Source organism: Mesorhizobium sp. WSM4884 (genome assembly GCF_029625675.1).
In the GTDB taxonomy this organism is placed as follows: Bacteria; Pseudomonadota; Alphaproteobacteria; order Rhizobiales; family Rhizobiaceae; genus Mesorhizobium.
Map to the genome: position 1 here is coordinate 85,228 of NZ_JARTVO010000007.1, position 22,134 is coordinate 107,361.

Genomic DNA, 22,134 nt, shown 5'->3' on the forward strand with positions numbered 1-22,134 from the left:
GGAAGCATGTTTTCCGCATCGGTCGACGGGTGTACGGGAACGCAGCCCCGGCGCGGGAAAGAAGGACCCGCCGGATTGCTCCGGCGGGTCTTTGTCTTCAGCATCGGAAGTTACGGCTTGAAATTCTGGATGTTTGCGCCTGCCGGGTCCTGCAGCACCCGCCTCGGCTGGCGCTGCGGAACCAGCTGCTGCAGGATGTTCGGATTGAGCAGCAGGTCCGGACCGATCTCCACGCCCGGCCGCCTGCGGATCGGGAAGCAGTCCGGATACCGTCCGGTCGTCCCGACCGGGCAGCGCCGCCTGATGATCGGCTGGCAAATGCCGTCGATCATCTGCGAGCCCGGTGCGCATTCGGCGTCTTCGAACGTGCCGCACCTGCCTTCTATCACCTCGGTGCCACGCGGGCATACACAGGCGCCGCGCTTGTTGAGGATCTGGCCGCGGATGGAGCATGCCTGCAGCTTCCTGACCGGCGCACAGACCTTGCCCCGCACCTCCGTCCCCTTCGGGCAGACGCAGTCGCCGTCGGCATTGCGTACCTGGCCGCGGATGCCGCATTGGCTGGGCGGCTGCCGGTCGGGCACACAGGCCTTGGCTGCCCGGTCGAGATGCGTGCCGTCGGGGCAGGCGCAGCCGTTCGCCGTCGGCACGGCACCGCGGATCGTGCATTTCGGCGGGATGACCTGGCAGACGCCGTTCACCAGCTCGCCGCGCCGGCACACGCAATTGCCGTCCTGGTCGCGATACTGGCCGGGACGCAGCGTGCATTGCGGCTCCTGCGGCTGCTCGCTTTGCATGCACTTGCCGTTTTCGAGCTCCGTGCCGCGCGGGCAGACGCAGCGCCCGTCCTCGGTGCGGATCTGGCCCTTGAGCAGGACGCAGCGCGGCGGCACCGGCAGCGGCTGCAGCTTGCCGCCGCCGGAACTGCACTGGCCGTTGCGGAAGGTCGTGCCGTCCGGGCAGGCGCAGCGGCCGGACGCGTTCAGCACCATGCCGTTCGAGCACTGGTTCTTCACCTCACGCTTGATGGTGAAGGGGTGGCAGGCATAGGCCCTGCCGCTGTCGACCTGCCCGTTGGTTGGGGCAGGCGACAGCATGTTGTCGCCGCCTTGCACCGGCGTGTTCGGCGACAGCACGCCGACGCAGTTCTGTCCGCTGACCGTGCCCTGCAGATTGGCAAGCCGCGCATCGTCGGGAAGCACCACGGTGACATGGTGCGTGTGGCTTTCGCCAGCGCCGAGCGTCAGGTTGGCGATGCAGGATGCCGGCAGCGTCGCCGGCTCCGGCGAGCAGCCGAAGGGCGGGTCGACAGAGGTAATCTGGACACCTTCCAGGCGGCCGATGCCGTCCAGGCCGATCGCATCGCCAATGCGAACCGGGCCGGAGAAGGCGTTCGGCCCGTCGTTCGTGATGGTGATCTCGAACGAGCAGGGTTGGCCCGGCTGGCATTCGCTGTCGCCGGTCTTCTCGACACGCAGCGTCGAGGTACCGCCGCCCTTGGCGCAGGCCTGGCCGATCGGATAGACGATGTCGTCACCCGGCCGCGGCCCATAGGTGCCGCGCGCGCAGTTCTCGAATTCGCCATTGCCGCTCACCGTCACGTCGAAGTGCCGGCTGGTTCCGGGCGTCATGACGGCGCCGGAAAGCTGGCACGACAGCGTGTTGGCGGGCACCGGCCCGCAGTTCCACTCCGCGCCGTCCGGGAGGATGGTCTGGATAGCGACCGGCGCGCCGCCCGACACCCGCGTGGCGACATCGTCGACCCGCACCGGACCGGTGGGAGCGGCCGTGCCGGCGTTGCTGACGGTGATGCGGCAGGAAACCGAAGCCGCACCGGCAAGCGAGCTGTCGCACGTCTTGGTGATGCGCAGGCCGGGCTGGCCGCCACTAGGATGGCGGATACGCTCGCTCGCGCAAGCCTTGTTGTTGGCGAGGTCGGCTTCGCCGGGAATGGCCTTCACCTCGGCGCAGTTTTCGAGCATGTCCGGCCGGTAGTTTGCCGGCATCACCGCCTTGACCACGATCGGCGTCGAGGCGCCGGGAGGTAGGGAAATACCGGCATTGTCGCAGCGGAACTGGCCGGGGCCGTTCGGGCCGCAGGTCCAGGGCGGGCTCGGCCCGAAGGTCGATGAGGTCGGCGCGCCGCCTGGATAGGTGTCGATCACCGTCAGCGGCCCTTTATAGGTGCTGGTGCCGTTGTTTATGACGTCGATCACGAAGGTGCAGATCCCGTCCGGCGTGCAGACCGGGATGCGGGCGCGCTTCTTCAGGATCAGGTCGACCTTCTTCTCGACCGGAGGCTGGCACTGCGGGTCGCGATCGCCGCGGCGGCAGATCGGGATCGAGGCGCAGCCGCGGTCGTTCTGCTGGCTGCCGAACAGCGGCTTGCCGCTGGCCTGGTAGTCATAGGCGACGCAGTTGCGCAGCACGCTGCCCTGCCAGCCGCCGACAGGCTTGAAGCCGAGCTTGAGGACGACGGAGGCGCCGGGATTGAGTGTCGTAACCGGGTGTGTGCAGGTCATCGGCGTCGTTCCAGGCGCACAGAGCCAGGGCGGGTTCGGTCCCGAGGACAGCATCGAACCGGCCGGCAACGTCACCTCGTCGAGCACGATCTTGCCGTTGTAGGGCCCATCGCCGACATTGGTGACCGTGATGGTGAAGTCGCAGCCGCCGGCCATCGTGCAACGCGGCACCCCTGCCCACTTCTCCACCTTGAGGTCGGGCTGCTTTTCAGGCGGGCACTTGAGATCGCGCGGAATGACGATGTCGATCTCCTGCGCGCAGCACAGTCCCCAGCCTTCCTTCGGCCCGGCATAGGCGTCGATGCCGGTGACGACGAGATGGATGGCCTCGCCCGGCGAAGCGCCGATGATCTTCCAGTTCAGCACGCCGCCGCCGGCAGGCACCTGCTGCGTGTCGGGAACGATGGTTATGCCGGGTGTCGTCGTCGATACCTGCACCCATTTACCGCCCATCTCCGGACCGACCGGCATGTGGTAGATGAAGGCGCCGCCGCCGGGCACGCAGTCGACCGTGCCGCGCTCGACCTTGAAGCATTCCTTGGCCGGAGGCGGCGGGTTGCACTTGGTCAGGTCGATCTTGATCGAGGTCTTGACGCCGGTGAGGAAATCACCGTCGTCGGGCTTGTCCGGATCCTGCGACGGGATCGTGGTTGCCGGACCACCCCTGAAGGCCACTTCAATCAGGCCCTGGTTGTCGGCCGTCGCCGGCGCGGGAAAGGCGGCGTGGTCTATCTTGGCCGTGATCCGGAAGGTGATGACGCGTTCATTCGCGGCGCCGGCGCCGTCGAGGTTGGAAGCGCTGATCCGGAAGTTGGTAACACTCGCCGTATCGTTCGGGTCGGCCGATGTGCCGATCGCAGCAGCGGGCAGCGGTCCGCCGGAGGCGCTGGTGCCGTCGCCGTCGACATCGACGCTGACGATCTGCAAGCCGTGCGGAAGCTGGTCCTTGAAGTCGAGCCGCGTCGCTTTCAGCAGGGCCGCCACGCTTGGTCGGTCGAAGTCCTGCGGATCACCGTGGATGCCGAAGCTCAGGACATATTCGACGGAATCGCAGCCTCTCTGGCCGCCTCTCTTGGTGAAGAACGGCACGATCCGCCCAAGCTCCGGATTGATGCCCTGCTGTGCAGGGGCGGGTTCTGGAGTGGCGGCAGGAGTCTTGTCTTGGGCGAGCGCCGGCAATGCCGGCATCATGGCGACGGCGACACCGGCCGCCATCAGCCAGCGCGCGCCGCGCCTGGCGTATGACAGGGGTTTCAAGATCGTCTCCATGAGGGTTTTGCGCGAAGCAAGGCGGGAAAGGACGGGACTGTTCATTTGTCCCTCCCTTCGCAACTGACGTCCGGGGTTCTGAGCGGCAGCGTCATCTTGCAGCAAGGGTAGTAGCCGCCCTTGTCCTGGTCGGACTTCCGGTAGAAGCAGAGCCCGACATTGACGGTCTCGCCCGGATTATGGCCGGTGATGTCGATCGTGTAGGGCTTGCCCGGAGCGTGCGACATGGGTGAGGTCACCGCGACGCCGGGCGTTTTGGACTGAGCCTTGATCGAATCGCCGCCTAAGCCGGCATGGTCATGGAGATAGAGATCCGCCTGGAGGCCGCGTGGTGTGCAGAAATACTGCACGTCCGCGACATCGAGGCATGGCGGCAGGTTGCCGGGCGGTAGGGACGCCGGCGGATAGAATGGGGGCAGGTAGCCGCCCGGGATTTCCTCGTAGTAGCCGGCGCGGCCCTCGCAGGGGCGCCAGACCCTGACGTCGCCGACATGGCCCTGGACGTCGGGATCTTCGAAATAGCCGTCGAAGTCGACGAACCATGAGCCGAAGGGCGGCACGTTAGCCGGCTTGACCAAGGCGCTCGGGGTGAACTGCACGCCATGCACGGCGAGCGGCCCGCCGGCGGCGAGCCGCTCGGCAAGCTCGGGATTGTCGCGCAGTTTGTCGCCGGTGTTGACGACCGTGTCGGTGCAAACCGAGGTGTCGAGATTGCCTTCGGCATCGTAGCGGTATTGCAGGTCGACGCCCCCGGCCGACTGGCGATTGGCCTGCGGGAAGCCGATCGCATATTCCTGCGGCACTTCCACCCAGACCGATTCCGTCGCCGGATCGTCCGGATCCTCGCGCCGATAGCGGATGACCTCGCCTTTGCCGGAATCGGCGAAGCGGCCGTAGTCATAGCGGTTTTCCACCGGGCCGCGCTGGGCGAGATACATGAAGCCCTTGTTGTCGAAGGCGATGTCGGTGACGGCGTAGTCCTTGTCGGCCTTGACCGTCAGCTCCCAGCGCGGATCGCCGGCAAAGCTTCCGTCGCCCGCAATGCCGACCGACCAGATTTCGGCTTTCTCGCCGACGGAATAGTAAAGCCGGCCGCCGTGATAGGCGACAGCCCAGACGCGGCGCGCATCCTGCGTATAACCCCAGGTCTCGGGGTCTTCGCTATCGAAGGCGGCGGCCTGGATGTCCATTACTGCGCCGTCGTCGGCGACCGGGGCCAGCCCATGCGCCGGACGCCCGCCAACGCCATGGTCGAACGTGTCGATCAGATTGCCGTCGACGTCGATGCGATGGATCAGGCCGGTGTCGAGATCCGAAGCGAAGAACTCGCGATGGGTCGGGTCGAAGACGAGGTTGCCGATGCCAGGCCCGCTATTGGTGTCGATGTCGGCGAATTTCGATACTGCGCCCGAAATGCCGTCGATCTTCCAGATCGTGCCCGGTCCACCGCCGTTTTCTGCGCCGAACTGGCCGTCCATGAAGACTGCGCCCGCGGTGCCGCGGCGCTGCCGCTCGGGGCGGCCGTCGTCGTCGGCGTCCGGCGTGACGATCTCGATGCCGTGCAGCGAGGTCGCCGCGGCATAGAGATTGGGGATGCCCGATGGCACGCCATCGCGCACGCCGTCGTCATAGGTGAGGCCGAACACCTCGCCGACCTGGCCCGCCGTCACCTCGAAAGGCGGCGGCGTGTAGACGAGTTGGCCGGAAGCCGGGCCGCCGAGCCGCGAGACATTGAAAATCCGCAACGAGGCTTGAGAGGTATCGATGAAGGTTTCGTCGACCGGGTCGGAGCCGGGCGGCAGGCCCCCTTTTCCCGAATCGGAGGAGTCGAAATCTGGAATGACGGTGCCGGGAAAGCCGGTCACCGCCATCGAGCCGGGATAGATGATCTGCGTTTCCTGGGCCTTCGCCGCGCTGCTTGGCCAGAGGCTGGCAGACAGAGCCAGCGCCAGGATTCCGCTGGTCGCCATTATGGCGCGGCGCAAACCGCCGGCGCGAGAAGCCACGAACGAGCCGCGGTCGCAAGACATTGAGCTCCCCCCGAAGTCGTCGGAAGAACCCCCGATTTTCACCGCGCGAGTCAAGGCAAGTCGCAGCGTTCCGGCTCGTTCGTCCCTGATAGAATTGTGTGTTTTCCGCTTGGTCACGATACGCCGGCTCCCCGGCAGGGTCAACGGAAGCAGCCGGAAGCCGAGCGTATCGACCCGCTCCTTAAAGCGATGGTCACGCTTGGCTGCTGTTGTTCCCGGAGACCGCCGAGTCTCTGGGTTTCTGGTCATTGGGGTTCCTTTCCAGTCCGCACGATCGCGGTGTGCCTGGCCGTCAGTCGCGGCCCGAGGCGGAAAGGTTCAACGCGAGGAATGGGGCGAGGCGGAAGGTCCGTCCTCGCCGCTCGGGAAAGTCACCAGATCCAGTCGCCCTTGCCGAGCATGGACACCGCCTCGACGATACGCGTGAAGCTGGCGCGTGCCCGGCCGACCGTGTGGCGGGCCCGGAGATAGCCGTGCACCAGCCCCGGCTCCTCGAACCAGTAGGCATGGCCGCCCGCCGCGACGACGCGGTCGCGATAAGCCTCGCCGTCGGACGACAGTGGGTCGCATTGCGCGGTGATCAGCACGGTCGGAGGCAGGTAGGCGAAATTGGCGTCGGCGAGCGGATACAGCGTGATGTCGCCGGTCCGGTCGACGCCGCCGGTGCGGATATGCTTGTAGAATTCGATATCTCGTGCGCTCAGCATCGGCGCCTCTGCATGCGTGAGATAGGATCCCCTAAAGTGGTCGCCGCCGAGGCTGGGATAGATCAGCACCTGGCCGACCGGCTTCTTTACATGCCCGCGCGTCGCGTGGGCAATGGCGGCGCAGAGATTGCCGCCGGCGCTGTCGCCGCAGAGCACGACCGGGCAATCGTAGGTCTTCGCGGCCCATTCGAAGGCGCTGAGCACATCATCGAAGGCGGCCGGATGCAGATGCTCCGGCGCCAGCCGGTAATCGGCCGAGACCACCTCGTAGCCGGTGCGGGCGCAGAGTTCGGCGCAGACATCGTCATGGCTGTCCAAACCACCGAGAATGAAGCCGCCGCCATGGACGTAGAGCACCATCGCGGCCTTGTCCGGTTCCGCATTGCGATAGATGCGGATCGGGACGTTGTTGGTCGGCGTGGTGATCTCAGTGGTTTCCGCCGTCACGCCATGCGGGTAGCCGGCGAAGAACTCCCGACACATCCTATCGTAGATCGCCCGCTGCTCGGCGATCGTATAGTCGATCGTGTCCGGCGGGTAATAGGAATTGGTCTTCTCGATGAAGGCCCAGGTCTCGGCGTCGATGAGTTTTCTGTAGTCGGTCATAGTATTTGGACCGACTTTGGAGGTCGAGCCTGGGCACCCCCCTCTGGCCTGCCGGCCATCTCCCCCGCAAGGGGGGAGATCGGATGTCGCGATGGCTTTCGCCAATAGTCGACGTCGCAGGAAGAGCGCCGGCACAGAAGCTGCCAATCTCCCCCCTTGCGGGGGAGATGCCCGGCAGGGCAGAGGGGGGTGCCTCGCGCCGTCATCTCCGACGTTATCGCCCCTTCCACACCGGGTCGCGCTTTTCCGCGAACGCCCGGAAGCCTTCCATGTTGTCTTCCGAGCCGTAGAGGGTATCGACCGTCGGCAACTGCCTGCGAGTCACCTTGTTCATCGCATCCTGGAAGGTCAGCGCCTCGGCCACGCGCGCCGTCTCCTTGATCGCGGCGAAGACCAGCGGCGGACCGCTGGCCAAAAGCCGCGCGATCTCCCAGACGCGGTCCTCGAGCTTCTCCTTGGGCAGCACCTCGTTGACCAGGCCCCAGCGGTGCGCTTCCGCCACATCCATCCAGCGGCCGGTGAACAAAAGGTCCATGGCGATATGATAGGGGATGCGCTTCGGCAGCTTGATGGTGGCTGCGTCGGCCAGGGTGCCGGCGCGGATCTCGGGCAACGCGAAGGAGGAGTGGTCCGACGCGTAGATCAGGTCGCAGGACAGCGCCAGCTCGAAGCCGCCGCCCACCGCCATGCCGTTGACGCAGGCGATCACCGGTTTGTTCAGGTCGCGCAGTTCCTGCAGCCCGGCAAAGCCGCCGACACCATAGTCGCCGTCGACCGCGTCGCCGGCGGCGGCCGCCTTCAGGTCCCAGCCGGCGCTGAAGAACTTGTCGCCGGCCGTCTTGACGATGGCGACGCGCAAGCTGGGATCGTCGCGGAACGCCTTGAACGTCCCGCCCATCAACCGCGACGTCTTGAGGTCGATGGCATTGGCCTTCGGCCGGTCGAGCGTCACTTCGAGGATAGTGCCTTCGCGGCGGGTGGTGATAACGTCAGCCATTCTTCTTTTCTCCAAGCACCAATAGCGCATCGGCGATCCAGGCGCCCTTGCCTTCGGCGCAGACGATCAGCGGATTGATGTCGAGCTCTTCGATCTCGCCTTCATTCTTCTGCACGAAGTCGGCAATGCCGGCGATGGCGTCGATCGCGGCCTGGACATCGGCCTTGGGTCGACCGCGATAGCCTTCGAGCAGGGGATAGAGCTTGAGCCCCCGCAATGCTGCCTCGATGTCGTCGCGCGTCGCCGGCAGCATCAGGGTCACGCTGTCGCGCAAAAGCTCGACCAGCACGCCGCCGGTGCCGAGCGTCATGACGGCGCCGAACATCGGGTCGCGGGTGAAACCGACGATCAGCTCGGCGACGCCGTCGCGCACCATGCGTTCGGCATAGAGCCCCGTGCCGAGCGGCAGGAGGTCATGTGCGGCATTGCTGACGGATTCCGCGTCCTTGAGGTTGAGCCGCACCGCGCCGAGTTCCGATTTGTGGGTCACCCCCAGCGCCTTCAGCGCCACCGGGAAGCCGAGCGCCATTGACGAGATCACGGCCTCGACCGCGTTGGAAGCGCGCTCGCCCTTCGGCACCGGCAGGCCGGCCTCGATCAGGCGTGCTTTGGCTTCGGCCTCGTCGGGGGTGATATGCTTGCTATCGGTCGCGCCGGCCGCCGTGGTATCGACCGGCTGCGCCTGTGGCTCGCGCCACGCCCAGCCGATGAAGGCTGCGGCCTGCGCGGCGTCCATCGCCTCGGAAATGCCGAACAAGGGCACCATGCCGCGCGCCATCAGCCCGGCGGTGTATTCCTCCGGGAGGTTCTCCGGCAATGAGGAGACTATCGCGCCTTGCGCCCTGTTGGTCTTCAGCGCCGCCTCGAAGGCGCGCAGCGTCGCCCACCAGTCGGTGTCGGAGCAGCGGTCGGGCCGCGGGAAGTCGAGCACCAGCATGTTGAGGTCGAAGCCGCCCGACACCATGGCGGTGAAGGTGGCCGTCATCGCCGGTTCGTTGTTCCAGATGAAGGTGTGATAGTCGAGCGGATTGGCGACGGCGACCAGCGGTCCGAGCGTCGATTTGACATGGGCGCGATGCTCGGCGGTCAGCGTCGGGAAATGCACCCAGCGCCCTTCCGCGCTGTCGGCCATCACCGACGCTTCGCCGCCAGAGCAGCTCATCGACGACAGTCTGTAGCCGGGCAATGGTCCGGTGATGTGCAAGAGCTTCAGCGCTTCGATGAAGGCCGGAATGGAATCGACGCGCGCGATGCCGAGACGCTTCAGGAAGGCGCCGGAGGCGGCGTCGGAACCGGCGAGCGAAGCAGTGTGCGACACCGTCGCCTGCCTGGCCTGTTCGGAGCGGCCGACCTTCATGGCAATGACCGGCTTCTTCAGCTCGCGCGCTCTCGCCGCCAGCCGCTCGAAGCCGGCGACCGAATCGAAAGCCTCGATATGCAGGCCGAGCGAGGTGACGCGCTCGTCCTCGATCAGGCCAAGCGCCATTTCCGAGAGGCCGGTCTGCGCCTGGTTGCCGGCTGTCATCAGGAAGGCGATCGGCAGGCCGCGTTTCTGCATCGTCATGTTGATGGCGATGTTGGACGACTGCGTGATGATGGCGACGCCCTTGCCGCCTTCCGGCAGCCTGATGCCGCCATGCTGATCGGGCCAGAGCAGCGCGCCGTCGGCATAGTTGATCAGGCCGTAGCAGTTCGGGCCGATGATCGGCATCTGGCCTGCGGCGGCAACGAGCTCGGCCTGCAGCCGCTCGCCGTCCTCGTCATAGGCCTCGGTCTCCAGGAAGCCGGCGGCGAAGCAGACGGCGCCGCCGGCGCCACGCTCGGCCAGCGCCTTGACCACTTCGATGGTGAGATGGCGGTTGACGCCGACAAAGGCGGCGTCAGGCGCACCGGGCAGGTCGGCGACGGAGCGGTAGGCCTTGCGGCCGGCGACCTCGTCCTTGGTCGGGTGCACCGGCCAGATCTCGCCGGCAAAGCCCATCTTGATCGACTGCGCCACGACGGCGGCGGCCTGCGCCCCGCCGAACACGGCGATCGATTTCGGGCGCAGGAGACGTTCGAGTTTATGCATGGTCATCTTTTCGTTTGAGCACGATCTTTCCCAAAACCGGGTCCCGGCTTTGGAAGGTTATGCTCTAAGCACCGAACGGACGTAGCAACGCCCGCGAAATAATATGTCGCTGAATCTCCGACGTGCCTTCCCAGATGCGTTCGACGCGCGCGTCGCGCCAGATGCGCTCCAGCGGCAGGTCGTCCATCAGCCCCATGCCGCCATGGATCTGAATTGCTTCGTCGGCAACGAAAGCCAGCATTTCGGTGGCCTTCAGCTTGGCCATCGCCATGTCCTGATCGGTGACGGTACCCTGATCGTACTTCCAGCCGGCTTCGAACACCATCAGATCGGCGGCCTTCAGTTCCGTCGCCATGTCGGCGAGCTTGAACGACACACCCTGGAATTTGCCGATCTGCTGGCCGAACTGCTGGCGCTGGGCGGCGTATTCGATGGCATGCGAAAGCGCGCGCTCGGCGCGGCCGAGGCAGGTGGCGCCGACCTGCAGGCGCGTGGCGCCGAGCCACGAGTTCGCCACCTCGAAGCCCTTGTGCACTTCGCCGAGGATCTGGCTCGCCGGCAGCCGGCAATCGTCGAATTCGAGGATCGAGTTGGTGTAGCCGCGATGCGAAACGTTGCGATAGCCGTCGCGCACTGTGAAACCCTTGGTGCCCTTGTCGACGAAGAAGGCGGTGATTTTCTTGCGCTTGCCGCGCGGCGAATCCTCCTCGCCCGAGGCCATGAAACAAATCGCGAAGTCGGCGATGTCGGCATGGCTGATGAAGTGCTTGGTGCCGTTGAGCACCCAGTCCGAGCCGTCCTGCACGGCGGTTGCCTTCATGCCGCGCAGGTCGGAGCCGGCGCCGGGCTCGGTCATCGCCAGGCAGTCCCATTTCTCGCCGCGGATGCAGGGAAAGAGATACTTTTCGCGCTGCTCCGGCGTGCCGGCGAGCAGGATGTTGGACGGCCGCGCCACGCAGGTCCAGTGCAGCGCGTAGTTGGCGCGGCCGAGCTCCTTTTCGTAGAGCAGCCAGCTCACCGTATCGAGGCCGGCGCCGCCGACATCGGCCGGCATGTTGGCGGCGTAGAGCCCGGCCGCGATCGCCTTGGCCTTCAACTCGTCGATCAGCTCGCGGCGCAGCACGCCGGTGCGCTCCACCTCGCGCTCATGCGGGTAAAGCTCGTTCTCGACGAAGGCCCGCGTCGTCTCGACGATGAGCTTCTGTTCTTCCGAAAGACCGAAATGCATCGCCTCAGCCCTTCTTCTTGTTCTTCTTCTGCTTGTCGGCTTTGGCCGGCTTTTCAGCCTTTGCCGGCTTCGCCGCCTTCTTCGCCGGCTTGGCGGCTTTTGCCTTGTCCACCGCCTTGGCGGCCGGCTTCGCCGCCAGCTTGGCGAGCCGCTTCGTATAATCCTTGTGCAGCGCGCCGGCGCCCCAGCCCTTGCCTTTGTTCTGCTTCGACAGCGCCTCCATGATCGCGACCAGATTGTCGTCGCGGATCTTTTCCAGTTCGCGGATCGACAGCCCATTCGCCTGCTCGTCCGACTGCGTGGCGATGAGGTCGACCAGCTCGTCGTTGAATTCCGGCACGTCCATCAGCTTGGTCCACGGCCATTTCAGGCAGGGGCCGAACTGCGCCATGAAGTGGCGCATGCCGGCCTCGCCGCCGGCGACGCGATAGACCTGGAACATGCCCATCTGCGCCCAGCGCAGGCCGAAGGAATAGCGCATGATGTCGTCGAGTTCCTCGACGGTGCAGATGCCGTCCTTGACCAGCCACAGCGCCTCGCGCCAGGCGGCCTCGAGCAGGCGGTCGCCGACGAAGGCCTCGATCTCCTTGCGCACCACCACCGGTTTCATGCCGATCGACGCGTAGAGTTCCTTGGCGACTTCGATCGCCTCCGGGAACGTCTGCTGACCGCCGACGATCTCGACCAGCGGCAACAGATAGACCGGATTGAACGGATGGCCGACCACCAGCCGCTCCGGATGCTTCTTCATCGCCACCTGCATGTCGGTCGGCTTGATGCCGGAGGTGGACGAGCCGACGATGGCGTTGGCCGGCGCATGCTGGTCGATCTCGGCCAGCACCTTGTGCTTGAGGTCGAGCCGTTCCGGCACGCTTTCCTGGATGAAATCGGCATCGGCAACCGCCTCTGCGATGGTCTTGGCGAAGGTGAGCTTGCCTTCCTTGGGCAGGCCGCCGGGCAGCATCTGCTTGTAGGCGCGCCGCGCGCCTTTCATCACCTCTGTGACCTTGCGCGATGCCTCCGGATCGGGATCGAAGATCGACACATCGATGCCATTGAGCAGCAGCCGCGCCACCCATCCGGCGCCGATGACGCCGCCGCCGATGGCTGCCGCCTTGTTGATGATGCTCATGCTCAGGCTCCGGTTCTCGTCTTGGCTGTTTCGGGATCGGTAAGCGGCACGCGCTCGCCGGCGCGGATCACCGCCGGGTCGTAGGCCTTGCGCGCGAAGACCTCGAGCACGAAGGGCCGGAAGAACTCGACCGGCAGCGTGTCGTAGTCGGGATCGAAGCTCGACTGGTCCCAGCGCTCGCAGAACTGGTCGCAATCGTCGAAATAGAGGTGGCCGGCAAAGCGGTCACGGGCGTGCCGGTTGCCGCCGAGATGATGCGCGTAATAAAGGCGCTGGAAGTCGCCGTGCTTCTCCACCACCCAGGTGCATTGCTCGCGTACGAAAGGTTTCAGGATCGTCGCGGCATATTCGTCGTGATTGTAAGGCGCATAGATGTCGCCGATGTCGTGCAGCAGTGCCGAGACGATCCAGTCGATGTCGGCGCCGTCGCGCCAGGCGCGCGTTGCCGCCTGCAATGAGTGGCCGAGCCGGGTGATCTTGTAGCCCGAGAGGCCCTCGTCGAGCTGCACAAGAGCATCGAGCAGCCGGTCGCCGGTCTTGGCGGCATAATTGATCTCATGGGCGGCCAGGAATTCGTAGTCCTGCCTGTCGCCGTCCTTCATCGCGGTGAATTTGACGGTGGCCATGGTCAGCTCCCGCTCTTATGCCGCGATCGGCGCCCGCTTGGTAAGGTTGAGCTTCTTGCGCACTTCCTCCGGCCCGAGCACGCGTGCGCCGAGATTGGTCACGATGCTCACCGCGCGCTCGACCAGCTGCGCGTTGGTTGCCAGCACGCCCTTGTCGAGCCAGAGATTGTCCTCCAGGCCGACGCGGACATTGCCGCCGGCGAGCACCGCGGCCGCGACATAGGCCATCTGGTTGCGGCCGATCGAGAAGGCCGACCAGTTCCAGCTCGAAGGCACGTTGTTGACCATCGCCATGAAGGTGTTGAGGTCGTCCGGCGCGCCCCACGGCACGCCCATGCAAAGCTGCACCAGCGCGTCGGGCTTCAATACCTGTTCCTCGACCAGCTGCTTGGCGAACCACAGATGCCCGGTGTCGAAGGCCTCGATCTCCGGCTTGACGCCCAGCGCCGTCATCATGCCGCCCATGGCACGCAGCATGCCGGGCGTGTTGGTCATGACATAGTCGGCCTCGGCGAAGTTCATCGTGCCGCAATCCAGCGTGCAGATCTCCGGCAGGCACTGGCGTACATGCTCCATGCGGTTGGTGGCGCCGCCCATGTCGGTGCCTTTCTCGTTGAGCGGCAGCGGCGCTTCCGGCGAGCCGAACACCATGTCGCCGCCCATGCCGGCGGTGAGGTTCAGCACCACGTCCACATTGGCCTCGCGGATGCGCTCGGTGACTTCGCGGTAGAGATGCACGTCGCGCCTGGGCTTCCCGGTCTCCGGGTCGCGGACATGGCAATGGACGATCGCGGCACCCGCCTTGGCGGCCTCGATCGCCGAATCGGCGATCTGCTTGGGAGAGCGCGGCACATTCGGGCTGCGGTCCTGCGTGCTGCCGGAGCCGGTCACGGCACAGGTAATGAAGACCTCACGATTCATCGCGAGCGGCATCGTCTTTCCTCCCAAATTCGATCAGCCATCCATGTCGAGCGAAAAACCGGAAACCGGCTTTGCAATGACGAGATGCGCCGAAGCCGATCAAGAATGACCGACTTGCCGGAAACTGTTTTGCGTTTTACGAAGTTCTCATGATCAAAAGCGAAAAGCCGACGATATTTCGCTCCGAACGCGAAACGCTCAAGGTGACGTTCCTGGTGTTCTCGGGATCGTCCATCATGTGCGTGGCCTCGGCGGTCGACCCGCTGCGCGCCGCCAACCGCATCTTCGGCGAGACATTGTTCGATTTCAAGCTCGTCTCGGTCACCGGCGAGGCGCCGGTCACCACCTGCGGCCTGCCGGTCGCGGTCAGCGGCCGCTTCGACGCGGCCGAGCCGACCGACATGCTGGTCGTCGTCGCCGGCTTCGGCACGCAGAACTACGCGACATCGGCGCTGCTTGCCGGTTTGCGGAGGGCGGCGCGTGCGGCCCGCGCCTGCGGCGGCGTCGAGGCCGGCACCTGGCTGGTGGCGCGCGCCGGGCTGCTCGAGGGCCGCAGCGCCACCACGCACTGGGAGGACATGGAGGATTTCTCCGCCGCCTTTCCCGGGGTCGACGTGCGGCCGGACCGCTATGTCATCGACGGTCCGGTCTTCACCTCGGGCGGCGCCTCGCCGACCTTCGACCTTATGCTGCATCTCGTCCGCACCCGGCTCGGCATGGCCGCCGCGCTCGATGTGGCGAGCGTATTCATCTACGACCAGGCGCGCGCAGCGACCGACGCGCAGCCGCTGGTCTCGCTCGGCCGGCTCGACGGCTACGATCCGCGCCTGGCGCAGGCGATCCGCCTGATGGAGGCGCATGTCGACCAGCCGCTGACCATCGATGCGGTGGCGAAGCGCGCCGGCGTGACGGCGCGGACTCTGGAAAGCATCTTTCGCAAGTCGATCGGCGAGACGCCCGGCGCCTATTATCTGCGGCTGCGCCTCGGCGCGGCCAGGCGGCTTGTGGTCGACACCCGCATTGCGATGGCCGACATTGCCGGGCGTACCGGCTTCTCTTCCGCCGCGGCATTTTCCAGGGCATTTTCCAAGGCATTTGGTGAGGCGCCGGTCAGGCTGCGGCGCGGCTAGGGCAATTCCAGCGTGAATGCGTTCACAAGCGCGCTCCGTCCTTACGGCTGTAGTGGACGCCGGTCTCGTCGGCAACGGCGACAAGATCGACCTCGGAAAAGTGCGCGCGTTCCCGCTGTGTGCGCGTTCCCACTTCAAGATAGATAGCGTCGTTGCCGGAGCGGTTGACCAAATGGTGGCCGTTGGCGACGCCCGCCTTGAAGCCGGCCGCGTCGCCCGGCCGCAGCACGGTCTCGCCTTCGTCCTCCACCAGCGTCAGTTCCCCTTCCATGACAAAGACAAACTCGTCCTGATTCTCGTGCCAATGGCGCAGCGATGAGTAGGCGCCGGGTGCGAGCTTCGCCAGGTTGACGCCGAACTGGGTCAGGCCGGCTTCATCGCCGAGACGCTTGCGCGAACGACCTGCGACCAGCTTGTCGTACGGCGGCGGGTAACCGCCGCGCGCGACGAACGGCAGAGCGGTGACGTTGATCTTCGGCATGATCTCACTTCCTTTCGACTATTGTGGCGGTTCCCATGCCGCCGCCGATGCGAGCGCGGAGGGCGCGCTCGCCGGACATAGCGGAAAAAGGAAAGCCGATTGCGCAGATTCGCTCCCCGCGAGCCCGCTGGGGAACCCTGAACGGGAATCAACCGCCGGTCCATCAGGCCACAGCACCCATCAAACGAAACTCAAAGCGCGCCGAGCGGATCCGTTTCAGCCCGGCGCGCCTTTAAGTATCCACTCGGCTGCAGCGGTGAGATCGTCTACCAGCGCCGTCGGTGCTGGATCGAAGCGCGTTTCATCGCCTGGGCGGAACTTGCCCGTCCGCACGAGCAGCGCCGCGCCAAGCCCGGCGCTGAGCGCGCCGGCAACATCGCTTTCGGCATCGTCGCCGACCATAACCGCATCGGCCACCGGGCAGTTGAGATCTGCGAGCGCCGAATGGAAGAAATCCGGTGACGGCTTGCCGAGCACGACAGGGCTTCGCCCGCTGGCGAATTCCAGCGCCGCGACGAAGGCGCCGGTGTCGAGGCTGAGCAGGCCGTCGGCATCCCTGAAGGTGCGGTTGATGGCGAGCGCAAGAAAATCGGCGCCGGCGACCAACTCGCGGAAAGCCCGGTTGAGGCTGGCATGGTCGAAGGCCTCGCCGGCATCGCCGATGACGACAGCGCGCCCGCTCCCGCCCTTCAGCCCGGAAAACTCGACCTCGAGGTCGGGATGGACGAGCAGATGCGGCTGGCGGCCATGCTTGCGCAGCCATTCGACCGCGGCGCGGGCCGGCGTCAGCAATTCTTCGTCGGCTACCTCGACGCCCATGGCCGCAAGCTGAGCGATGATCGCGCTGCGGGGCGAGCGTGTCGTGTTGCTGACGAAACGGAGCGGCAAGTGAGCGTCGCGCAGACGCTCGATGGCCGCGACAGCGCCTGTTATCGGGGAGTCGCCATCATAGACGACACCCAGGAGATCGAGCAGCACCGCGCGTATCATCGATGCAGGATGGAGAAACAGTCTCCGTTCGTCAAACTGCGGAAGAATCAGGCCGCTGAAGAATCAGTCACCGAAGAATCAGGCTGCGTCGCGGCCTTCGCGGACAATGCGCGAGCGCATGCTCTTGGCCAGCGCCGTTTCGAGCCGCGCGGCGACCGCGCGATCCCATTCGTTTGTCTTGCGGGCGCCGTCCTTCGAATGCGGCAGCGCCATCAGCCGATCGATGATCGAGCCAGCCTCGCTGGGAGAGAGCAGGGCGTCGATTTCGCGTTCGTGCTGCATACGTTTCGCCTCCTTCTTTCCTTCCCGCCACGTCCCCACAATATAGAAAGTCCGTGACGGCTGTTTGAAGGCAAGAGCGGGGCGATTGAGAGGCGGCGTGGGGCAAGACCTTGTCGTGAAGTTTCGCCCGGCGCGGATAAGATTTCGGGGCTGGGCCGCCTCGCGAGGCGGCCCTCCGAAACGTCACACGTATCTGTTGACGATGTTTTCCAGCAGTTCCTGCCGGCCGGAGCGCGGCTGCGGCTCGATCTTCTTCTTCACCACCCGCTCAGCGATCTCTTCCAGCGTGCGCTTGCCGGCAAGCATCGCCTTGCCCTCGGCGGTGTTCCAGCCGGCATAGCGCTCGGCGAGCGGTGCGGACAGCGCCTCGTCCTCGATCATTTTGGCTGCAGCCTTGAGGCCGCGCGCGCAAGAATCCATGCCGCCGATATGGCCGATCAAGAGATCCTCCGGGTCGAGCGACTGGCGCCTGAGCTTGGCGTCGAAATTGGTGCCGCCGGTCTTGAAGCCGCCGCCCTGCAGGATCTGGTAATAGGCCAAGGCCATTTCCGGCACGTTGTTGGGGAACTGGTCGGTGTCCCAGCCGGACTGGTAGTCGTTGCGGTTCATGTCGATCGAGCCAAAGACGCCGAGCGCGTTGGCCAAAGCCAGCTCATGCTCGAAGGAATGGCCGGCGAGGATGGCGTGGCCCTGCTCGATGTTGAGCTTGACCTCCTTCTCCAGCCCGAAGCGTTTCAGGAAGCCATAGACGGTGGCGACATCGTAATCGTACTGATGCTTGGTCGGCTCCTGCGGCTTCGGCTCGATCAGGATCGTGCCTTTGAAACCGATCTTGTGCTTGTAGTCGACGACGAGGTTGAGGAAGCGGCCGGCCTGTTCTTGCTCGCGGGCGAGGTCGGTGTTGAGCAGCGTCTCATAGCCCTCGCGTCCGCCCCACAGCACATAGTTCTCGCCCTTCAGCTTCTTGGTCACGTCGATGCACTTCTTCACCGTCGCCGCCGCATAGGCGAACACGTCCGGATCGGGATTGGTGGCCGCGCCCGCCATGAAGCGGCGATGCGAGAAAAGGTTCGCCGTGCCCCAGAGCAGCTTGACGCCGGTCTTCTTCATCTTGTCGGCAAAGTAATCGGCGATCTCGTCGAGGCGCGCAGCGCTTTCGGAGAAATCCTTGCCTTCCGGGCGCACGTCGGCGTCGTGGAAACAGAAATAGGGCGCGCCGAGCAGCGAGAACATCTCGAAGGCGACGTCGGCCTTCAGCTTCGCCAGCTCCATCGTGTCGATGCCGCCGGGCTTGGCGAACCAGGGGCGATCGAAAGTCTGGCCGCCGAAGGGGTCGCCGCCCTGCCAGGCGAAGGAATGCCAGTAGGCGACGGCGAAGCGCAGATGATCTTCCAGCCGCTTGCCGGCCACGACCTCGTCCGGGTTGTAGTACCGGTAGGCCAGCGGATTGGTCGAATCCGGCCCCTCATACTTGATCTTCTTGATGTCGCCGAAAAATCCGCTGCTCATGGTTTCCTTCCTCTCCGAATGCTTCGCCCGATTACCTCAGGCGTAATTGGTTTCGCTCTTTCGCGGGGCGAAAAGGGTCATGTCGAAACGATCCAACCAAGGATGAAGACAATGGCCGACCTCAACACGATCGCCCGCAACTACATCACCGCCTGGAACGAGAGCGACGCGACGCGCCGCAAGGCTTTGCTGGAGGCTGCCTTCACCAGCGACGTCAGCTACCGCGACCCGGTCATGCAGGGCGATGGCCGTGATGGCATCGCCGCGCTGATCGATGGCGTCCAGCAGCGCTTTGCCGGCTTTCGTTTCTCGCTGAAAGGTGAGCCGGACGGGTTCGCCGACCGCATCCGCTTCTCGTGGAACCTCGGGCCGAAGGGCGCTGAGTCCGTCATCGAAGGCACCGACATCGGCGTCATCGAGAACGGCCGCCTGAAGAGCGTCACTGGCTTCCTCGACAAGGTGCCGGCCCAGTGAAGCCAACCGGGGAGGGGAGGCGCGAGGCACCCCCCTCTGGCCTGCCGGGCATCTCCCCCTCAAGGGGGGAGATTGGCTGTCATCTAGGATTTCGCCAATCTCCAACGCTGCAATAGTGAGCGAGGCGCCCGAGCTGCCAATCTCCCCCCTTGAGGGGGAGATGCCCGGCAGGCCAGAGGGGGGTGCCTCGCGCCCGCTCACGCGGTTGCCGCCCTTATCGCCGGGTAGAGCGCGCGATAACGCTGATAGGCGTCCGCGAAGGCACCGTCGAGGCTGGCATCCGGTTCGATCGTGGCATCGGTCGCCGGCGCGGTGCAGACGACAATTGGATCAGCATCCGTCGCGGCAATCAGGCCGAGCCGCGCCGCGCCGAAAGCGGCGCCGAAATCGCCATCGGCCGGGATGTCGACCGGCACCTGCAGGGCCGTGGCGATCGCCTTCAGCCAGTAGCGCGAGCGCGAGCCGCCGCCGATCGCGGTCACCCGGGTCAGGGTCGTGCCGGCCGTCTTCAGCGCTTCGAGACTGTCGCGGAAGGCAAACGCCACGCCTTCGAGCACGGCCTGCGTCAGCGCGGCCCGGCTCGATTGATGCGCGAGGCCCGTAAATGATCCGCGGATAACGGAATCATTGTGCGGCGTCCGCTCGCCGGAGAGATAGGGCAGGAAGGAAACGCCCGTCGGCGCCTTGAGCTTGTCGCCGAGCTCGCCGGTCAGGTCGCCGGCGCTCTTTCCGGTGATCTCCGACAGCCAGTTGAGCGAATCGGTGGCCGACAGGATGACGCCCATCTGGTGCCAGGTGTTTGGCAGCGCATGGCAGAATGTGTGCACCGCGCTTTCCGGATTGGGCAGGTAGGAGGCGTTCGCCGCGAACAGCACGCCCGACGTGCCGAGCGAGACGAAAGCGTGACCGGCGCCGACCGTGCCCATGCCGCAGGCCGAGGCCGCATTGTCGCCGGCGCCGCCGGCAACCGGAATGCCTGAGGCAATGCCCCATTTAGAGGCGAGTTCGCTGCGCAACGCGCCGGCCTTCGCGGTGCCTTCGACAAGCGACGGCATGTGTTTCTCGTCGAGCGACGTCGCGGCGAGCAATTCGGAAGACCAGCGGCGCTTGCCGACATCGAGCCAGGAGGTGCCGGCCGAATCCGACATTTCGGAGATATGCTCGCCGGTCAGCCAGAGCCTCAAGAAGTCCTTGGGTAACAGCACCTTGGCAACCCTGGCGAAGATTGCCGGTTCGTTGTTCTTCACCCAGGCGAGTTTCGGCGCCGTGAAGCCTGGAAAGACGATGTTGCCGGTGAGCTTGCGAAAGCGCGGATCGGCGTCGAGCGAGGCAGCCTCGACATGGCTGCGTGTGTCGTTCCACAGGATGCAGGGGCGCAGCACCGTGTCCGAGGCGTCGAGAAGGGTTGCGCCATGCATCTGGCCGGAGAGACCGATGCCCTTGACCGCGGCAAGCTCGGTTGGATTGGAAGCCTTGAGCTCGGCGATCGCCGCCTCGCAGGCCTCGATCCAGTGCACCGGGTCCTGCTCCGACCAGCCGGGATGCGGCCGCGAGACGTCCAGCGAACCATGGCCGGAACCGATGACCTTCTGGCGATCGTCGATCAGCAGCGCCTTGACGCCCGAGGTGCCCAGGTCGAGGCCGAGATACATGATGTCCTCCCCACTGCCATTAATTTTTTCGGATCTCGAAAAAATCTGGCTTGGCCAGTTCTTATGTCAAGATCCGCCTCGGGTCAATTCTCTGACAAATCGGCCGCGCGTTGAGAAAACAGCGCCGACAACGGACTGTCCGGTCGCGCCAGCCGGCGCTCGGCGGCGAGCCCCCGGGCCAGCGCGCCGTCGCCGGCACGCAGCGCGGCCTCGATCAGCGTCAGGTCGATCACGTCGCGCTGCGCATGGCTGCCACCGAACCGGTGCGCGATCGACCGGATCGGCCGGATCAGGCGCGCGGCTTCGCCATAGTTGCCCTCGCCGAACGCCTTGATGGCAAGCGTCAGCGGGTGGCCGACGTCGCGCGTGAAGGCGGCGTTGTCGTCATTTCTGCGCATCGCCTCGCGCTGCGCTTCGAGCAAGGTCAGCGCCGGCGCGTCCAGTCCGGCCCCAACAAAGGCCATCATCGCATGCGCGTCGTTGAAGGCATAATTGCCGGCGGCGGCTTTCGGCATCCAGTTGGCGGCCAGCGCAGCCCAGCGGTCGCCGACATCGACGCCGCCGAGATGGAGCCGCCACAGGATCGCCGAAGCATCGACCATGTTCAGCGCCAGCGTCGAGCGGTCGCCGTAGATTGGCCCGTCATAAAGCGTCAGAACCGCGTCCGTCTCGCCGAGGTCGTAGTGGAACAGCGCCAGGTGCCACCAATTGTGGATTTTCAGAAAGCTGTCGTTCGACCACGCATCGGGGTTGGCGCGCATCCAGGCGATGCCGTCCTGTTGCCGGCTCTGCATTTCCATGACATGCGCGACCGCGTGCTGCGCCCAGCCGTCGCGCGGCTCGATGTCGATCGCCTGCCGACCAAAACTTTCGGCGCGGGCATAGTCGCCCATTTCCTCCAGTCCGAAGGCCTGCATGCCGAGGATGGCATGGTAGCCCGGCATGCCCTTCCGCCAGGCTGGCAGCGCCCGGCCGATGCGGTCACGCAGCATGCGCGCATTGCCGGTGAAGAAGTCGATCTGGTGTCCCACCTGCAGCGCCAGTGCGTCCAGCGGATTGTCGATCGCGACATCCTCCAGAACGCGGGCGGCGTCGTGCCAGCGGCCCGCCGCGAGATGGCCAAGCGCCGCGACATGCGCCTGCTCGTGCTTGGTGCCGGCAAGCGGCAGCGCCGCCGCATGGCAGGATCGCGCGACCGCCATGGCCTCCCGCTCGGTGGCCAGCCCGAACAGGTAGCCCTTGAATACATGCGCCATCACGAAGCCGGGATCGTCGGCGATTGCGCGATCAATCGAGCCGGCCGGGTCGCCGATGAAGCATTGCAGTTCATGGACGGCTCTAGCGTAGGACGAAACCCCGGCTTCGGTCGCGCCTGAATAAGCCAGGCCGAATGCGTCCTTCGGCGCCATTGAGTTGTCCTTCGATGATCTGCTGATCGGTATCCGATCCTAGAGCATCATAGGCTGATCCGCCAACCGAGACGGCAGCGCCCCATCGAGAGGCGCCG

At 65.5% G+C, this 22,134-nt stretch carries 17 protein-coding genes; 2 read left to right on the forward strand and 15 right to left on the reverse strand.

Annotation, left to right across the window (positions count from 1 at the left end; all coding sequences use genetic code 11):
* Positions 1–110: 110 nt before the first annotated feature.
* The 9 genes from P9236_RS13315 to P9236_RS13355 all read right to left on the reverse strand — a co-directional run bounded on the left by P9236_RS13315 (position 111) and on the right by P9236_RS13355 (position 14,121).
* Positions 111–3,836, reverse strand: a complete 3,726-nt coding sequence (locus P9236_RS13315; RefSeq protein WP_278075086.1) for a hypothetical protein — start codon at positions 3,834–3,836, stop codon at positions 111–113.
* Entirely contained in the window at positions 3,833–5,821 is a 1,989-nt protein-coding gene (locus P9236_RS13320; RefSeq protein WP_278075087.1) for a hypothetical protein, read from the reverse strand. The genes P9236_RS13315 and P9236_RS13320 overlap by 4 nt, the downstream gene beginning before the upstream one ends.
* A 371-nt stretch (positions 5,822–6,192) precedes the next feature.
* Entirely contained in the window at positions 6,193–7,134 is a 942-nt protein-coding gene (locus P9236_RS13325; RefSeq protein ID WP_278075088.1) for an alpha/beta hydrolase, read from the reverse strand.
* Positions 7,135–7,348: 214 nt separating this feature from the next.
* Positions 7,349–8,131, reverse strand: a complete 783-nt coding sequence (locus P9236_RS13330) for a carnitinyl-CoA dehydratase (RefSeq protein ID WP_278075089.1) — start codon at positions 8,129–8,131, stop codon at positions 7,349–7,351.
* Positions 8,124–10,202 (reverse strand): acetate--CoA ligase family protein, encoded by a 2,079-nt coding sequence (locus P9236_RS13335; RefSeq protein WP_278075090.1) that lies wholly within the window; start codon positions 10,200–10,202, stop codon positions 8,124–8,126. Before P9236_RS13335 ends, P9236_RS13330 begins: the two co-directional genes overlap by 8 nt.
* Positions 10,203–10,266: 64 nt before the next feature.
* Positions 10,267–11,430 carry an acyl-CoA dehydrogenase gene (locus tag P9236_RS13340; RefSeq protein ID WP_278075091.1) on the reverse strand — a complete coding sequence of 388 codons (1,164 nt, stop codon included), beginning with the start codon at positions 11,428–11,430 and terminating at the stop codon, positions 10,267–10,269.
* Between the two features lie 4 nt (positions 11,431–11,434).
* The gene (locus tag P9236_RS13345; RefSeq protein WP_278075092.1) at positions 11,435–12,562 is read right to left on the reverse strand and encodes a carnitine 3-dehydrogenase; all 1,128 of its coding nucleotides are present in this window, start codon (positions 12,560–12,562) and stop codon (positions 11,435–11,437) included.
* A 2-nt stretch (positions 12,563–12,564) separates the two neighbouring features.
* Complete coding sequence (locus P9236_RS13350) at positions 12,565–13,188, reverse strand: HD domain-containing protein (protein WP_278075093.1); 624 nt, start codon at positions 13,186–13,188, stop codon at positions 12,565–12,567.
* A 15-nt stretch (positions 13,189–13,203) separates the two neighbouring features.
* Complete coding sequence (locus P9236_RS13355) at positions 13,204–14,121, reverse strand: 3-keto-5-aminohexanoate cleavage protein (protein WP_278075094.1); 918 nt, start codon at positions 14,119–14,121, stop codon at positions 13,204–13,206.
* A 137-nt stretch (positions 14,122–14,258) separates the two neighbouring features.
* On the opposite strand from P9236_RS13355, the gene P9236_RS13360 reads away from it, so the two are divergent.
* Positions 14,259–15,239 carry a GlxA family transcriptional regulator gene (locus P9236_RS13360; RefSeq protein ID WP_278075095.1) on the forward strand — a complete coding sequence of 327 codons (981 nt, stop codon included), beginning with the start codon at positions 14,259–14,261 and terminating at the stop codon, positions 15,237–15,239.
* A 22-nt stretch (positions 15,240–15,261) separates the two neighbouring features.
* Here P9236_RS13360 and P9236_RS13365 read toward each other — a convergent pair whose 3' ends face one another.
* The 4 genes from P9236_RS13365 to xylA form a co-directional block, all read right to left on the reverse strand.
* Positions 15,262–15,720: a cupin domain-containing protein gene (locus P9236_RS13365; protein ID WP_278075096.1), complete on the reverse strand. Its 459-nt coding sequence runs from the start codon at positions 15,718–15,720 to the stop codon at positions 15,262–15,264.
* A gap of 216 nt (positions 15,721–15,936) precedes the next feature.
* A complete protein-coding gene (locus P9236_RS13370) occupies positions 15,937–16,698 on the reverse strand; it encodes a TIGR01458 family HAD-type hydrolase (protein WP_347405186.1) in 762 nt (253 codons plus the stop codon).
* A gap of 90 nt (positions 16,699–16,788) precedes the next feature.
* Positions 16,789–16,992: a hypothetical protein gene (locus P9236_RS13375; RefSeq protein WP_278075098.1), complete on the reverse strand. Its 204-nt coding sequence runs from the start codon at positions 16,990–16,992 to the stop codon at positions 16,789–16,791.
* 183 nt (positions 16,993–17,175) lie between these two features.
* A complete protein-coding gene (gene xylA / locus P9236_RS13380) occupies positions 17,176–18,501 on the reverse strand; it encodes a xylose isomerase (RefSeq protein ID WP_278075099.1) in 1,326 nt (441 codons plus the stop codon).
* 111 nt (positions 18,502–18,612) lie between these two features.
* Here xylA and P9236_RS13385 point away from each other — a divergent pair, with 111 nt between their 5' ends.
* Positions 18,613–18,975, forward strand: a complete 363-nt coding sequence (locus tag P9236_RS13385) for a nuclear transport factor 2 family protein (protein WP_278075100.1) — start codon at positions 18,613–18,615, stop codon at positions 18,973–18,975.
* A gap of 197 nt (positions 18,976–19,172) precedes the next feature.
* Here P9236_RS13385 and xylB read toward each other — a convergent pair whose 3' ends face one another.
* On the reverse strand, positions 19,173–20,627 hold the full coding sequence (xylB, locus tag P9236_RS13390; protein WP_278075101.1) for a xylulokinase: 1,455 nt from the start codon (positions 20,625–20,627) through the stop codon (positions 19,173–19,175).
* A gap of 83 nt (positions 20,628–20,710) precedes the next feature.
* Entirely contained in the window at positions 20,711–22,036 is a 1,326-nt protein-coding gene (locus P9236_RS13395) for a tetratricopeptide repeat protein (RefSeq protein ID WP_278075102.1), read from the reverse strand.
* Positions 22,037–22,134: the final 98 nt, after the last annotated feature.